Consider the following 14039-nt stretch of genomic DNA (forward strand, 5'->3'; position numbering starts at 1 on the left):
ATGGCGCGTATTTTCGACACGCCGATGGCCCTGTTCGAAGCGGCAGGCCAAGCGCTGGGCGTCAGCGACTGGCTGTTGCTGGATCAGGACCGGATCAATCTGTTCGCCGATGCCACCGGCGATCACCAGTGGATTCACGTCGACCCGGTGAAAGCTGCCAGCGGGCCGTTCGGCACCTGCATCGCCCACGGCTACCTGAGCCTGTCGCTGGTCAATCTGTTCCTGCCGCAGATCGTCGAGGTCCGTGGCCTGGCCATGGGCGTCAATTACGGCTGCGAGCGGGTGCGTTTTCCGTCCGTGGTGCGCGTCGGTTCGCGGGTGCGTGGCAGCGCGCAGTTGATGGCGGTGGAAGAGGTCAAGGGCGGCGTGCAGGCGACCATCCGCGTCAGCGTCGAGATCGAGGGCGAAGAGCGCCCCGGCTGCGTGGTCGACACCATCAGCCGTTACTACCCCGCCTGAGTCAGCATTTTCGAGGAATTGAGCATGAAAGAAGCCGTCATCGTTTCGACCGCCCGCACGCCCATCGGCAAAGCCTTTCGCGGCGCGTTCAACGACACCGAAGCGCCGCAAATGGGCGGCCACGTGGTGCGCGAAGCCGTGCGCCGGGCCGGGATCGAGCCGGGGGAGGTGGACGATGTGATCATCGGCGCCGCTGCCCAGCAGGGGACCCAGTCCTACAACCTGGGCCGCCTGTGCGCGATTGCCGGCGGCCTGCCGACATCGGTCGCCGGCATGGCGGTGGAGCGCCAGTGTTCGTCGGGCCTGATGAGCATCGCCATGGCTGCCAAAGGCATCATGTGCGATGAAATCGACATTGCCGTGGCCGGCGGCCTGGAGTCGATTTCCCTGGTGCAGAACAAGCACAAGAACCTTTACCGCAACCAGTCGAGTTCGGTGATCGATCTTGATCCGCACGCCTACATCCCGATGCTCGAAACCGCCGAGATCGTCGCCGCGCGCTACGGCATCTCCCGCGAGGAACAGGACGAGTACAGCTACCAGAGCCAGATGCGCACCGCCCTGGCCCAGAGCGCCGGACGCTTCGACCGCGAGCTGACGGCGCTGACCAGCCGCCAGGCGATCTTCGACAAGGCCAGCGGTGAGACCCGTCATGAACTGGTCACCCTGCAGCGCGACGAGTGCAATCGTGCGGACACCACGCTTGAAAGCCTGAATGCGCTGGAGCCGGTGTGGGCCGGTGGCCAGTGGAGCGACAAGGGCCGTTTCATCACCGCCGGCAATGCTTCGCAGCTGTCCGATGGCGCCTCGGTCTCGGTGCTGATGAGCGCGAAAATGGCCGAGAAGCGTGGCCTCGAACCGCTGGGGATCTACCGTGGCATGGCGGTCGCCGGCTGCAATTCCGACGAGATGGGCATCGGCCCGGTGTACGCCATTCCCAAACTGCTCAAGCGCCACGGCCTGACCATGGAGCACATCGGGTTGTGGGAACTGAACGAGGCCTTTGCCTGCCAGGTCCTGTATTGCCGCGACACCCTGGGCATTCCAGGCGATCGTCTGAACGTCAACGGCGGGGCGATTGCCATTGGTCATCCGTTCGGCATGTCCGGGGCGCGGATGGTCGGCCATGCGCTGATCGAAGGCCAGCGTCGTGGCGTGCGTTATGTGGTGGTGAGCATGTGCATCGGCGGCGGCATGGGCGCGGCAGCGCTGTTCGAGGTGGTGTGATGATCAGTGTCCAGCAGATTCAGTCGACCATGGAACGCTATGTGGAATTGGTCGATGCCGGTGATATCGAGGGGATTGTTGCGCTGTATGCGCAGGATGCGACTGTCGAAGATCCCGTCGGCCAGGTGCCCCTGCAAGGCCTCGAAGCGATCGCGGGTTTCTATCGCCAGGGATTGGGCGCAATGAAAGTCTCGGCCACCCGCACCGGCCCCGTACGCGTCACTTCCAACGGCTGCGGCGCAATGCCGTTTCGCGTTGACATGGAGTGGGGCGGACAGCCGTGCTCGCTGCATGTGATCGATGTGATGGAGTTCAACGCCGACGGCAAGATCCGCTCGATGAAAGCCTATTGGGGCGAAAGCAACATCGGCCCACGTTCTGCATAGAAAAAAACTGTGGGAGCGGCGGTGCGACGATTCGACTTGCCCGCGAAGGCGGCTTGTCAGGCGAAGATGATTTCACGGGACCGTGGCAGGCTTGAGATCGGTGTTCTGGGTCCGGCCCGTCTCATAGTAGGCCTTGAGGTTCTCGGCAATCTGCCGCACCACCTTGTCGAATGCCTTGCCCAAAAGCTTCTCCATCAACCTGCCACCGCGCAGGCTGTAGTGCATTTGCAGGGTGATGCGCGTCGCCTGTCCCGCAGGCTGCAAGGCATAACTGAAACTTGCCTGGCGAAACGGAAAGGGCGAGTCGTTGCTGTCCTTGTGCAACCGCAGCACGAATCCCGTACCTTCCTGCCATTGCACCACGCTTTCATCCAGGTACTGACCGCCCCTGCGCAATACCCGGCGGCTGGCGCCCACGCCCTCTTTGGGGCCGGGGTGGAAGTGGCTGCCGGTAAGGCCGGGGACGTAGTGTGGGGCCAGGCTCAGGTTGCTGAGTTTGGCCCAGGTGGTTTGTGGGGGGAGGTTGAGGAGCAGGCTGTGGCTGGCGGTTGCGGACATGTCTGGGGGCCTTGTGTTGGGTGGGTTTGTCAAAAGATCGCAACGGATCCGTGGTGACCATGAATTCTGTAGGAGCTGCCGCAGGCTGCGATCTTTTGAACTTGCTTTGAGAAAATCAAAAGATCGCAGCCTCGTTTCACTCGACAGCTCCTACAAGGGGCCGGCGGCATCGAGGAAGGCCGGGCGTTCGCCGCCGCCGTGAACGGCGATGTCTGCGCCGCTGACGTAACGGGCCAGGGGCGAGGCCAGGTAGAGGCAGGTATCGCCGATGTCCTGTGGGGTTGCCAGGCGCTGTAACGGGATGGTCGCCGCGACTCGGGCCAGACCGTTTTCGTCACCATAGTGCATCGCCGCCTGCTCGGTGAGGATCAGGCCAGCAGTGACGGCATTGACCCGCACCTTCGGCGCCCATTCCACCGCCAGCGAGGTGGTCAGGTTCAGCAACCCGGCCTTGGCCGCGCCATAAGCCGCCGTACCGGGAGAAGGGCGGGTCGCACTGACACTGCAGATATTGATGATCGCCCCGCCATCCACCTGACCCTGCATCACTTGATTGGCCTGCTGACAGAGATTGAGCGGCGCAAGCAGATTCAGGCGGATGATCGCCTCGCTGAACCGCGGCGAGGCCGTGGCGGCATCGGCATTCGGCGAGCCGCCGGCATTGTTGACCAGCACATCCAGGCGACCAAAACGCTCGACAATCTGCGCAATCAGTCCTGCACTCTGCTCCACATCACGCAAATCGCAAGCCACGAAAAACGCCTCGCGTCCACCACCGGCCGGCAGGCTGGCCGGCGCTTCGCGACCACAGATCACCACCTCGGCGCCGCACTCGAGAAAGCGCTGGCTGATGCCGCGACCAACCCCTTTGCCACCGCCGGTGACCAGTACCACTTTGCCGCGAAAGTCCATCGGATCAAGCATGGGATGCCTCGTTGTCTGGCTCGGGAATGCTGTCGATGCTAGGTCTGGCGCACCGCGCGGCCAACGTCCGAAAAGACTAGGGCGGCGTAGTCCTCTCGGACGATGTTGAGCACCCGGGCCCTCGGAATAATCCGGCGACAACAACAGGCCGGGAGGACACCTTATGGGCGCTTCAGCGCAAGGGCACTTCGTTACGCTGCCGGAAGGTTTGCAGCTGCACTATCTGGACACGGGCGGCAGCGGCGAGCCGGTGATTTTCATCCATGGCAGCGGGCCGGGCGCCAGCGGTCACAGCAACTTCAAGCAGAACTATCCGGTGTTCGCCGAAGCGGGCTATCGGGTCATCGTCCCGGACCTGCCGGGCTACGGCGCTTCGGACAAGCCCGACACCCTCTACACCCTCGATTTCTTCGTCAGCGCCCTGAGCGGTCTGCTCGACGCCCTGGACATCCCGCGTTGCGTGCTGGTGGGCAACTCCCTGGGCGGCGCGATCGCCATCAAGCTGGCCCTCGACCAGCCGCAGCGGGTCAGCCGCCTGGTGTTGATGGCCCCCGGTGGCCTGATGGAAAAGGAGCAGTACTACCTGCAAATGGAAGGCATCCAGAAGATGGGCGCCGCCTTTGCCAAGGGTGAGCTGAACGACGCGTCGGGCATGCGTCGCCTGCTGGCGCTGCAACTGTTCGATGCCAGCCTGATCAGCGACGAAACCGTCAACGAGCGGGTGGTCGTGGTGCAGCAGCAACCGGTGTGCGTGCTGTCGACCATGCAGGTGCCGAACATGACCGCGCGCCTGGCCGAACTGCAATGCCCGATCCTCGGTTTCTGGGGTATGAACGACAAGTTCTGCCCGTCGTCGGGGGCGCAGACCATGCTCGAACACTGCTCGCGCATCCGTTTCGTGATGCTCAGCGAATGCGGGCATTGGGTGCAGGTCGAGCACCGTGATGTATTCAATCGCCAGTGTCTGGCGTTTCTTCAGGAGGCCCGCGGATGAGCGTGCAATTGCGCCGTGAATTCGGCGAAGAGCTTTATCAGGCGCTGCTCAGCGGCTCGACACTGGCGCCGCTGACCGAGCGTTGGCCGGCCATCAGCATCGAAGATGCCTACCACATTTCCCTCTACGCGATTGAGCGGCGGGTGGCGGCCGGTGACCAGATCGTCGGCAAGAAAATCGGCGTCACCTCGGCGGCCGTGCAGCAGATGCTCAACGTGCACCAGCCGGATTTCGGCTTCATCACCCGGCAGATGTCGTTTGCCGATGACGCGCAGATTTCCCTGTCGGCCAACAAGCTGATCCAGCCCCGCGCCGAAGGCGAAATCGCCTTCAAGCTCAAGCGTGATCTGGTCGGCCCCGGCATCACCGAAGCCGACGTGCTGGAGGCCACCGAGTGCGTGATGCCGTGCTTCGAGATCGTCGACTCGCGGATTCACGAATGGCGCATCCGCATCCAGGACACGGTCGCCGACAACGCCTCCTGCGGTGTGTTCGTGCTCGGCGACAGCCAGGTCGATCCACGGCAGCTGGACCTGCCCAACCTGCGCATGCGCGTGTTCAAGAACGGCGCGCCGTTGAGCGAAGGCCTGGGCTCGGCGGTGCAGGGCAATCCACTGACGGCGGTGGCCTGGCTGGCCAACACCCTGGGCGCCTTCGGCATTCCGTTCAAGGCCGGGGAAATCATTCTGTCCGGCTCGCTGGTACCGCTGGAGCCAGCCAAAGCCGGCGACCGCTTCGAATTGACCATCGACGGCCTGGGCAGCGCCCGGGTGTCTTTCTGCGCCTGACTTGTGGGGTTTTAACCGGATGAGCAAGAAACTCAGAGCGGCCATTATCGGCCCGGGCAATATCGGCACCGATTTGCTGATGAAAATGTGTCGGTCGCAATGGATCGAGCCGGTGTGGATGGTCGGCGTCGACCCGCAATCCGAGGGCCTCAAGCGGGCCAGGGAGATGGGCGTGAAGACCACCGCCGAGGGCGTGGACGGCCTGTTGCCTCACGTTCTCGACGACGACATTCGCATCGCCTTCGATGCCACCTCGGCCTACGTGCACGCGCAAAACAGCCGCAAACTCAACGAGCTGGGAGTGATCATGATCGACCTCACGCCGGCGGCCATCGGCCCGTTCTGCGTGCCGCCGGTCAATCTCAAGGAGCACGCCTCGAGCCTGGCGATGAACGTCAACATGGTCACTTGCGGTGGCCAGGCGACCATCCCGATGGTGGCGGCGGTCTCGCGGGTGCAGCCGGTGGCTTACGGCGAGATCGTCGCCACGGTGTCATCCGGTTCGGTCGGCCCCGGTACGCGGCAGAACATCGACGAGTTCACCCGCACCACCGCAGGTGCCGTGGAGCAGATCGGCGGTGCCCGGCGCGGCAAGGCGATCATCGTGATCAACCCGGCGGAGCCGCCGCTGATGATGCGCGACACCATCCATTGCCTGACCGACGAGGAGCCGAACCAGGATGCGATCCGCACGTCGGTGTTGCAGATGGTCCGTGAAGTGCAGCGCTATGTGCCCGGCTACAAGCTGATCAACGGGCCGGTGTTCGACGGGCGCAAGGTGTCGATCTTCATCGAGGTCGAGGGCCTGGGCGATTTCCTGCCCAGGTCCGCCGGCAACCTGGACATCATGACTGCCGCCGGTTTGCGCACCGCCGAGATGTTCGCCGAAGAAGCCCACAAGGGCACCCTGCAACTGCCTGTCCGTTGAGTGGAGAATCCCGATGAATTTGCAAGGTAAGCGCGTCCGTCTGCACGACATGAGCCTGCGCGACGGCATGCACGCCAAACAGCACCAGATCAGCCTGGACCAGATGGTCGCCGTGGCCACAGGGCTCGATGTGGCCGGCGTGCCATTGATCGAAATCACCCACGGCGATGGCCTGGGCGGGGCTTCGCTGAACTACGGTTTCCCGGCCCACAGCGACGAGGAATATTTCGCCGCGGTGATCCCGAAGATGCAGCAGGCCAGGGTTTCGGCGCTGCTGTTGCCGGGGATCGGGACCCTGGACCATCTGAAGATGGCCCATGAGCACGGCGTCTCGACCATTCGCGTGGCCACCCACTGCACCGAGGCGGATGTCTCCGGGCAGCACATCGGCATGTCGGCGAAGATGGGCCTGGATACCGTAGGCTTTCTGATGATGGCGCACATGGTCAGCGCGCAAAAGCTGCTGGAGCAGGCGCGTTTGATGGAGAGCTATGGCGCCAACTGCATCTATTGCACCGACTCGGCGGGCTACATGCTGCCCGATGAAGTGACGCAGAAGATCGGCGCCCTGCGCGCGGGCCTGAGTGCCGGGACTGAAGTGGGTTTCCACGGTCACCACAACATGGGCATGGCCATCGCCAACTCCCTGGCTGCGATCGAGGCGGGCGCGGCGCGCATCGACGGCTCGGTGGCGGGGCTGGGCGCGGGGGCGGGCAACACGCCGCTGGAGGTGTTCGTCGCGGTGCTGGAGCGCATGGGCGTCAACAGTGGCGTGGATCTGTACAGGATCATGGACGTGGCCGAAGACCTGGTGGTGCCGATGATGGACCAGCCGATCCGCCTGGACCGCGATGCGCTGACCCTGGGTTATGCCGGGGTCTACAGTTCCTTCCTGCTGTTCGCCAAGCGCGCCGAACAGAAATACGGCATCGCCGCCCGTGAGCTGCTGGTGGAACTGGGGCGTCGCGGGACCGTGGGTGGTCAGGAAGACATGATCGAGGACCTGGCCCTGACCCTGTCGCGGGCCCGGGGCGTGTTGCCGACCTGATCGTTGCGGGCAATAAAAAACCACCGGTGATTCGGTGGTTTTTTTATGTCTTGCGGTTTATTCAAGGCAGCAGACTGCGCACCAGCGGCGGGTAGCAGCTCATCGCATTGCTCGAACAGCTGAAATACGCCGTGGCCGGGCGATAGGCCTCGTTCTTGAACAACTGGCAAAGACTGGCGGAACTGCCGGCACAGACGATGATGAACAGAGCGCAAGTGGCTTTACGCATGGCGGCCTCGGTACGGTTTTATTGTTGTAGAAGCAGGGTATTGCGGCGAGGTGCAAGGGGCTTCGTCCGAATGGACTACCCAGACCACTGTAGGAGCTGCCGCAGGCTGCGATCTGTTGATCTTGCCTTTAAAAGATCGCAGCCTCGTTGCACTCGACAGCTCCTACACAAAGCCGGCGGTGGTCACAAAACCTGTGGGAGCGGGCTTGCCCGCGATGGCGGTGTGTCAGGCGCCACGTTGCGCCAACGCCCCCATCGCCATGAACAACGCCGCAATCGCCCGGGCTTCGTGGAGTTCGCCGCGGGCGACGAGGTCGGGGATTTGGGTGAGGGGGATGCGCAGGCATTCCAGGGCTTCGGGTTCGTCGCCTTGCAGTTGGCAGGGGCTCAGGTGTTCGGCCAGGACGACCTGGTAACGATGACAGAGGTGCCCCGGCGCGAGCGTCAGTTCGCCCAGTTCGGTCAGTTGCGCGGCACGCAGGCCGACTTCTTCACCCAGTTCGCGCTGCGCCGCCTGCAGGTAATCTTCATCGGGCTCGGCGCCGCCCTTGGGCAGGCCGAGGATGGTTTTCTCCACGCCCACCGCATATTCGCGCACCAGCAGCACATGCTCCGGATCAGGCATCGCCACCAGCATCACCGAGCGATACCCGGTGCCGCGCAGGCGTTCGTAAACCCGTCGCTGGCCGTTGCTGAATTGCAGGTGCAGGGCTTCGATCTGAAAATGGCCGCTCTCGGCCAGCAGTTCGGTCTTGAGGATGGTTGGACAGTTGCGCATGGGTCGTACCCCCGTTTGGGACATGGCCACTGTGCGCCGTACAACCTGGGCCGCCATCGTCCAAGCGGACGAGGGCGGTCATCGTTGCACAAACAAGTCGGTCAGCCGAGCGTCGCCACGCTGCGCAAAATCAGCCGTACCAACATGGTCTGGCGAGTCACGCCGGTCTTGGAGAAGGTCGAACGCAGATGCGCCCGCGAAGTGTTGCGGCTGATGCCCAGCTCTTCCGAGGCTTCATCCAGGGTCAGGCCGTTGGCCAACAACATCGCCAACTGAGTCTCCGCCGGGGTGAAGTCGAACAGCGCCCGGACAATCTCCTGAGGCGCGGTGGATTGCTGCTCCGGGTCGCTGATGAAAATCGCCACGGTGGGGCACTGCTTGCCTTCGCTCCAATCCGTGAGCGGCACCGAGCGCACGATGATCCCCAGATCCGCCTTGCCCGAAGGCCGCTGCACCCGCAGTGCTTCGACCACCGAGGGGTTGCTGCTTTTCTGCGACAGCAGCGACTGCTTGACCAGGCGCCGGAACTCCTGGGTATCGCGCGCCGTGCCCACCTGCAAACCATCGTTGACCAGCTTGATGCCATCCTTCTCCTGGATCAGCCGGTCGGCCACCTGATTGGTCTGCAATACCTTGCCCGACTCATCGAGAATGATCGTGCCCACCGCCATCTGATTCACCGCGCCGGCGTACAGGTTGCGCTCGGCCTCGATGCGGTTGAGCTGCATGTGAATCTTGATCGAACGCTCAAGATGCGGAATGAACTGCGCCAGCACCGCCTTTTCTTCATCGCCGAACGGCTTGTCCTCGCGACCGCGACTGATGCGGATCCGGCACTGCGCGCCATCGTTGGTGTTGATGTCGGCGCCGAGAATGTGGAACACCCCCACCGGCTCGAGGAAGTTCTTGTAGAACTCCGACTGCAGCCACTCGTCGGTGGAGAGGAATTCGGCCGACGTCACCACCTGCCGGTTGGGCAGGCCGACAAAGGGGTCGAGGCTGAAAAAGTGCGTGTTGTACGACGCGGTCGCCTCGGTCGAGGTGCCGGTGGTGTTGACCATCAGCCCGTCCACATGGGCGCTGGGCGGGCGCAGGATGAAGGTCACGTACTTGCTGTTCAGGTGCACGTTGAGCTGATTGAGAAAGGTGGCCCATGGAATGGTTTCCAGCGGGCCCTGATAGAGGTTGCCGATCAAATCACTGAACGTATCGAGGCAGAGACTTTGTTGCATAGGTAAAACCATTTTTATTATTAGCGTTGGCGGTGGCCGAGAATAAGCGCCGTTATCGACTCCTTGCAACGCTCGGACCCGGGGCCTGACGGGCGGCTGCCGGTCAGGCCGCGGGAGCGCGACGGGCTGCGGATCAGGCCTTTTCGCAGGCGCGCACGACGAACTTCTTGTGCTCGGCCACGTCCGCCGACAGCGCGGCGACATCGGTGTAGAACTGCTCGTACCAGCGGCGCAACTGATAGACCGGGCCGTCGCCGTCGCACAGCAATGGGTTGTCGACGCGGGTCTTGCTGTGCCAGATCGCCACGTCTTCGTAGAAAGCGGCCTGGGCCTGTTGCACGTAGGCCTTGGCCATCGCCTGATTCTGTTCTTCGCTCAGCCCCGCAATCTTCTTCACCAGCACGCCGTAGCGCAGGGTGAAACTGTCCAGATCGATCGGCACATGGCAGTTGAGCAGGATCGAATGAATCGGCTGGCCGTTCATCGCGCCGGTCATCTCGGTGATCTGATAGGCCGGGCCAAAATAGGTGGCCTCGGTGCTCAGTACGCTGTCACCGGACAGGCGCTCGCTGCGGGCTCTCATGATCTGCGTGGCCAGGTGGCCTTCGAAGACGTTGATGAACTCGTCCACCGGCGCGCCGTGCACCGTGCCGAAGTGCGCCATGTCGGCGATGTTGTCGATCAGCTCGCGGCAGTTGGTGCCGATCTGCAATTCGGCGACTTCCCAGGCGGCCCACTCGTCACTGAAACAGGCGTCGATGCGCGGGATGCGTTGCTCGGGCAGCGGCGGGTTGCCTTCCGGGTCGTTCCAGACGAACAGCAGCCGGTTTTCTTCCATGATCGGCCAGCTTTTGATTTTGGCCCGTGGCGGAATGCGCTTGGCGTAGGGAATGTCGTCGCACACGCCGTCCGCACCCCAGCGCCAGGCGTGGAACGGGCAGCGGATCGAGTTGCCTTCCACGCAACCGGTGCTCAGGTCGGCGCCCATGTGCGGGCAATAGCCATCGAGAACATGCAGCTCGCCGTCTTCACCCTGGAAGGCCACCAGCTTGGTGCCGAACACCTCCAGGCGATGGGCCTTGCCGTCGCGGTATTGCGCGGCCAGGCCCAGGCAATGCCAGCCGCGGGCATAGCGGTCTTCCAGCAGTTTGGCTTCGATGCGGTGCAGGTTACTCATCTTATTATTCTCCCAAGGGATCACGGGGTTGGCGCATGTAACGGATTCTGCCGCCCCTGTAAAAGCCGGCATCGTCTGAATGGACGATGGCCGCCAAACCCCGGCCGGCTCTACTGGCGCCATTGGACCCATGGCAGGAGTTGGCGATGAATAATGAACAAGGGCCGGTGGCGGTGATTACCGGGGCCGCCAGCGGCATCGGTCGCGGCCTGGCCGGGCACGCGGCCGCGCGGGGCATGCGCCTGGTGCTGGCGGATCGGGATGCGGCGGGGCTGCAGAGCCTGTGCGATGAACTGAAAGCGGGCGGTGTACAGGCGGTGGCCTGCGTCACCGATGTCGGCGATGTGCAGCAGGTCGAGCGCTTGCGTGACTGCGCCGTCGAGCAGTTCGGTGGGGTGGATCTGCTGTTCAACAACGCCGGGGTGATGCAGACCGGCTTCAGCTGGGAGATCACCGATGCGCAGTGGCAGCGGATGCTCGACGTCAATCTGGGCGGGGTGCTCAACGGTATCCGCACGTTTGTGCCGCTGTTGCTGAGCCAGGGCCGTGGAGCCCACGTGATCAATACAGCATCGCTGGCCGGCCTGGTCAGCAGTCCGCTGATGGCGCCCTACAACGTAACCAAGCAGGCGGTGGTCGCCCTCAGCGAAACCCTGCATTACGAACTGGCCATGCTCGGTGCGCCGGTGACCGTCTCGGTGCTGTGCCCGGGGCCGGTGGCCAGTGAAATCATGGCTTCCAATCAAGTTGCCGATTCAGCCGGATCGTCCTTCAGCCAGCTGCTCGACAACACCATTCGCCAGGGCATGACCCCGGCCGAGCTTGCGGCCCAGGTGTTCGCCGCCATCGATGAAAAGCGCTTCTGGATCCTGCCGCACAAGGGCTTCAAACCGGCCCTGGAGCGGCGGGTGCAGAGCATCCTGCAAGAGACCAATCCACTGTTTCAAATGACCGATGTAGAGGACGATGCCCATGCCGCTGGATAAACAGATCGCGACGGTGCTGCAGCAGTTTCGCGACTTGCCGGAACCTGATTTCAGCCAGGTGGACGCCGTGCAGTACCGGCAGTTTTCCGACAACCTGCTGCCGGCCATTCCCGGCGATCCGATGAGCGAGGTGCGTGAACTGCGGGTGGCCGGCGCGGACGGTGAGCTGGATGCGCGGCTGTATCGGCCGTCTGAGGAGGGCAACCTGCCGCTGCTGGTGTTTTTCCATGGCGGCGGATTTGTCATGGGCAATCTCGATACCCACGACAATCTGTGCCGCTCGCTGGCTCGCCAGACGGAAGCGGTGGTGGTGTCGGTGGCGTATCGCCTGGCGCCGGAGTATCACTTCCCGGCGGCGCCGCTCGATTGCTACGCGGCCACCTGCTGGCTGGTCGAGCATGCCGCCGCGCTGGGCGTCGATGCCAGCCGCCTGGCGTTGGCCGGGGACAGCGCCGGGGGCAATCTGGCGCTGGCGGTCAGCCAACTGGCGGCGCAGCGCCAGGGGCCGAAGATCAGCTATCAGTGCCTGTTCTATCCGGTGACCGATGCCCGTTGCGACAGCCGTTCCTATGAGGATTTCGCCGAGGGTTATCTGCTGAGCAGCGCGATGATGTACTGGTTCTGGCAGCAGTATCTGCAGGACACCGGGCAGGGCGATGATCCGCTGGCCTCGCCGTTGCGGGCCGAGTCGTTGGCGGGGTTGCCGCCGACCACCTTGATTACCGCCGAGTTCGATCCGTTGCGCGATGAGGGCGAGGCGTTTGCCGCGCGTTTGCAGCAGGCGGGTGTCGCGGTGCGGGTGCAACGCTGTGAAGGCATGATCCACGGATTCATCAGCATGGCGCCTTTTGTCGAGGGCGCGGCGCGGGTGTTGTCCGAAGCGGCGGCTGATGTCCGCGGGGCACTCAATTGAACGGCGCGGCGGAGTTTGTGTTCGACAGTGTGCCGCGGTTGATCGAGGCCATTGCCGACGGGCAGATGGTGGTGATCACCGACGACGAGAAAAACGGCGAGGGCTCGTTGCTGATGGCCGCCGAGCAGGCCGGGGCCGATGCGGTCACGTTCATGGCGGTGCAGGCGCGAGGATTGATCTGCCTGGCCCTGACCGAGCAACGTTGCCGGGCGCTGGGGCTGGACCTGATGGTGCCCAATTCCCGGGCCCGGCATGGGGTGGGGTTTACCCGCTCCATCGAGGCGGCGACCGGGGTGTCCACCGGCATTTCGGCGGCGGACCGGGCGCGCTCGATTCAGGTGGCGGTCGACCCGGCCAGCGGGCCGGCGGACCTGGTGCAGCCGGGGCACATCTTTCCGGTGCAGGCCTTGCCGGGCGGGGTGATGCAGCGGGCCGGGCATGTCGAGGCGGCGTGTGATCTGACGCGGCTGGCGGGACTACAGCCGGCGGCGACGCTGGTGGGGATTCTCAATGAAGAGGGCGAACTGGCCCGTGGCGCCGAGCTGCATGCCTTTGCCTGGCGGCATGGGTTGAGGATTGGCAGCGTTGCCGATCTGATTCACTACCGGATTCTTCATGAGGGCACGATCGAGCGTGGCGGTGAGTATCCTTTGCATACCCGCCATGGCGAGTTTCGGGTGACGACCTATCAGGACACGTATCAGGGCGCGATGCATCTGGCTCTGGTCAAGGGCCGGATCGACAGCGCCGAGCCGGTGCTGGTGCGGGTGCAGAGTATCGAGACCTTGCGTGATGCCCTGGGTTGCGAGAGTGAGGGCGGGGCGCAGCAGTGGACCCTGGAGCGCTCGCTGGCGTGCATCGCGGCGGCGGGCTGTGGCGTGCTGGTGCTGCTGGCACAAAAGGAAACCGCCGACAGCGTGCTCGAACAGTTGCGCCTCAGCACCGGGGCCAAACCCCGCACTCCACAGTTCCCGCAGCGCACCCTGGGCATCGGCGCCCAGATACTGCGCGACCAGAAGGTCCGCAAAATGCGCCTGATGAGCTCCCCGGTGCCCTACAAGGCCGTGTCGGGATTCGATCTGCAAGTCACCGAGTTTGTGCCTTTCCAGCCTCCGATCCAAGGCACCCGCAAAACCCACAGTGATTTGGGTTGGTCCACAGATTCTGTGTAGGAGCTGCCGCAGGCTGCGATCTTGCCTTTACAAGATCGCAGCCTCGTTGCACTCGACAGCTCCCACAGTGATGTGTGTTGATCCACGACTTTAAGGCTTGATGCCCTTCAACATCCCCTCCGCCCGATCCTGCACCACCTGCGGCGCGGTCATGTTGCCGTCGATCACGGTGATCACCGCATGCCCCTGCCACAGCTGATAGGCATCGGCCTTTTGCTGGGTGGCGGTGGGGGTGGCGGG

General features: G+C 63.7%; 16 protein-coding genes. 10 read left to right on the forward strand and 6 right to left on the reverse strand.

The window, feature by feature from the left end; all coding sequences use genetic code 11:
- From HNO86_RS27460 to HNO86_RS27470, 3 genes are read left to right on the forward strand one after another with little or no spacing between them, the layout of a single operon-like run.
- Complete coding sequence (locus HNO86_RS27460; RefSeq protein WP_175380066.1) at positions 1 to 459, forward strand: MaoC family dehydratase; 459 nt, start codon at positions 1 to 3, stop codon at positions 457 to 459.
- Between the two features lie 24 nt (positions 460 to 483).
- A complete protein-coding gene (locus HNO86_RS27465) occupies positions 484 to 1686 on the forward strand; it encodes an acetyl-CoA C-acyltransferase (RefSeq protein WP_175380067.1) in 1203 nt (400 codons plus the stop codon).
- Complete coding sequence (locus HNO86_RS27470; protein WP_175380068.1) at positions 1686 to 2072, forward strand: steroid Delta-isomerase; 387 nt, start codon at positions 1686 to 1688, stop codon at positions 2070 to 2072. Before HNO86_RS27465 ends, HNO86_RS27470 begins: the two co-directional genes overlap by 1 nt.
- A gap of 72 nt (positions 2073 to 2144) precedes the next feature.
- Here HNO86_RS27470 and HNO86_RS27475 read toward each other — a convergent pair whose 3' ends face one another.
- Entirely contained in the window at positions 2145 to 2630 is a 486-nt protein-coding gene (locus tag HNO86_RS27475; RefSeq protein ID WP_175380069.1) for an SRPBCC family protein, read from the reverse strand.
- Positions 2631 to 2780: 150 nt separating this feature from the next.
- Positions 2781 to 3554, reverse strand: coding sequence for an SDR family oxidoreductase (locus tag HNO86_RS27480; protein WP_175380070.1), 774 nt, complete (start codon positions 3552 to 3554; stop codon positions 2781 to 2783).
- Between the two features lie 163 nt (positions 3555 to 3717).
- On the opposite strand from HNO86_RS27480, the gene HNO86_RS27485 reads away from it, so the two are divergent.
- From HNO86_RS27485 to dmpG, 4 genes are read left to right on the forward strand one after another with little or no spacing between them, the layout of a single operon-like run.
- Positions 3718 to 4548, forward strand: coding sequence for an alpha/beta fold hydrolase (locus tag HNO86_RS27485; RefSeq protein ID WP_175380071.1), 831 nt, complete (start codon positions 3718 to 3720; stop codon positions 4546 to 4548).
- Positions 4545 to 5336: a fumarylacetoacetate hydrolase family protein gene (locus HNO86_RS27490; RefSeq protein ID WP_175380072.1), complete on the forward strand. Its 792-nt coding sequence runs from the start codon at positions 4545 to 4547 to the stop codon at positions 5334 to 5336. Before HNO86_RS27485 ends, HNO86_RS27490 begins: the two co-directional genes overlap by 4 nt.
- 19 nt (positions 5337 to 5355) lie before the next feature.
- Positions 5356 to 6264, forward strand: a complete 909-nt coding sequence (locus HNO86_RS27495) for an acetaldehyde dehydrogenase (acetylating) (RefSeq protein WP_175380073.1) — start codon at positions 5356 to 5358, stop codon at positions 6262 to 6264.
- Positions 6265 to 6277: 13 nt separating this feature from the next.
- Positions 6278 to 7312: a 4-hydroxy-2-oxovalerate aldolase gene (dmpG, locus tag HNO86_RS27500; protein ID WP_175380074.1), complete on the forward strand. Its 1035-nt coding sequence runs from the start codon at positions 6278 to 6280 to the stop codon at positions 7310 to 7312.
- 61 nt (positions 7313 to 7373) lie between these two features.
- Here the strand turns inward: dmpG and HNO86_RS27505 are convergent, their stop codons facing one another.
- From HNO86_RS27505 to HNO86_RS27520, 4 genes are all read right to left on the reverse strand, one after another.
- Entirely contained in the window at positions 7374 to 7541 is a 168-nt protein-coding gene (locus HNO86_RS27505) for a hypothetical protein (RefSeq protein WP_175380075.1), read from the reverse strand.
- 226 nt (positions 7542 to 7767) lie between these two features.
- Positions 7768 to 8319 carry an ADP compounds hydrolase NudE gene (gene nudE / locus HNO86_RS27510; protein WP_175380076.1) on the reverse strand — a complete coding sequence of 184 codons (552 nt, stop codon included), beginning with the start codon at positions 8317 to 8319 and terminating at the stop codon, positions 7768 to 7770.
- Positions 8320 to 8420: 101 nt separating this feature from the next.
- On the reverse strand, positions 8421 to 9551 hold the full coding sequence (locus HNO86_RS27515) for a helix-turn-helix transcriptional regulator (protein ID WP_175380077.1): 1131 nt from the start codon (positions 9549 to 9551) through the stop codon (positions 8421 to 8423).
- A gap of 133 nt (positions 9552 to 9684) precedes the next feature.
- Complete coding sequence (locus HNO86_RS27520; protein ID WP_175380078.1) at positions 9685 to 10728, reverse strand: Rieske 2Fe-2S domain-containing protein; 1044 nt, start codon at positions 10726 to 10728, stop codon at positions 9685 to 9687.
- Between the two features lie 146 nt (positions 10729 to 10874).
- On the opposite strand from HNO86_RS27520, the gene HNO86_RS27525 reads away from it, so the two are divergent.
- Genes HNO86_RS27525 through HNO86_RS27535 form a run of 3 tightly spaced genes read left to right on the forward strand, consistent with a single transcriptional unit; the run spans position 10875 to position 13799 of the window.
- The gene (locus HNO86_RS27525; RefSeq protein ID WP_175380079.1) at positions 10875 to 11714 is read left to right on the forward strand and encodes an SDR family NAD(P)-dependent oxidoreductase; all 840 of its coding nucleotides are present in this window, start codon (positions 10875 to 10877) and stop codon (positions 11712 to 11714) included.
- A complete protein-coding gene (locus tag HNO86_RS27530) occupies positions 11701 to 12627 on the forward strand; it encodes an alpha/beta hydrolase (protein WP_175380080.1) in 927 nt (308 codons plus the stop codon). Before HNO86_RS27525 ends, HNO86_RS27530 begins: the two co-directional genes overlap by 14 nt.
- Before the next feature lie 17 nt (positions 12628 to 12644).
- Positions 12645 to 13799: a 3,4-dihydroxy-2-butanone-4-phosphate synthase gene (locus tag HNO86_RS27535; RefSeq protein WP_372242568.1), complete on the forward strand. Its 1155-nt coding sequence runs from the start codon at positions 12645 to 12647 to the stop codon at positions 13797 to 13799.
- The last annotated feature ends 240 nt before the right edge of the window (positions 13800 to 14039 follow it).

It is taken from the genome of Pseudomonas sp. C1C7 (genome assembly GCF_013359595.1).
In the GTDB taxonomy this organism is placed as follows: domain Bacteria; phylum Pseudomonadota; class Gammaproteobacteria; order Pseudomonadales; family Pseudomonadaceae; genus Aquipseudomonas.

Bases quoted from the DNA above. Each gene is read 5' to 3' on its own strand.
- HNO86_RS27460 (WP_175380066.1), top strand. From the start codon at position 1: ATGGCGCGTATTTTCGACACGCCGATGGCCCTGTTCGAAGCGGCAGGC.
- HNO86_RS27465 (WP_175380067.1), top strand. From the start codon at position 484: ATGAAAGAAGCCGTCATCGTTTCGACCGCCCGCACGCCCATCGGCAAA.
- HNO86_RS27470 (WP_175380068.1), top strand. From the start codon at position 1,686: ATGATCAGTGTCCAGCAGATTCAGTCGACCATGGAACGCTATGTGGAA.
- HNO86_RS27475 (WP_175380069.1), bottom strand. From the start codon at position 2,630: ATGTCCGCAACCGCCAGCCACAGCCTGCTCCTCAACCTCCCCCCACAA.
- HNO86_RS27480 (WP_175380070.1), bottom strand. From the start codon at position 3,554: ATGCTTGATCCGATGGACTTTCGCGGCAAAGTGGTACTGGTCACCGGC.
- HNO86_RS27485 (WP_175380071.1), top strand. From the start codon at position 3,718: ATGGGCGCTTCAGCGCAAGGGCACTTCGTTACGCTGCCGGAAGGTTTG.
- HNO86_RS27490 (WP_175380072.1), top strand. From the start codon at position 4,545: ATGAGCGTGCAATTGCGCCGTGAATTCGGCGAAGAGCTTTATCAGGCG.
- HNO86_RS27495 (WP_175380073.1), top strand. From the start codon at position 5,356: ATGAGCAAGAAACTCAGAGCGGCCATTATCGGCCCGGGCAATATCGGC.
- dmpG (WP_175380074.1), top strand. From the start codon at position 6,278: ATGAATTTGCAAGGTAAGCGCGTCCGTCTGCACGACATGAGCCTGCGC.
- HNO86_RS27505 (WP_175380075.1), bottom strand. From the start codon at position 7,541: ATGCGTAAAGCCACTTGCGCTCTGTTCATCATCGTCTGTGCCGGCAGT.
- nudE (WP_175380076.1), bottom strand. From the start codon at position 8,319: ATGCGCAACTGTCCAACCATCCTCAAGACCGAACTGCTGGCCGAGAGC.
- HNO86_RS27515 (WP_175380077.1), bottom strand. From the start codon at position 9,551: ATGCAACAAAGTCTCTGCCTCGATACGTTCAGTGATTTGATCGGCAAC.
- HNO86_RS27520 (WP_175380078.1), bottom strand. From the start codon at position 10,728: ATGAGTAACCTGCACCGCATCGAAGCCAAACTGCTGGAAGACCGCTAT.
- HNO86_RS27525 (WP_175380079.1), top strand. From the start codon at position 10,875: ATGAATAATGAACAAGGGCCGGTGGCGGTGATTACCGGGGCCGCCAGC.
- HNO86_RS27530 (WP_175380080.1), top strand. From the start codon at position 11,701: ATGCCGCTGGATAAACAGATCGCGACGGTGCTGCAGCAGTTTCGCGAC.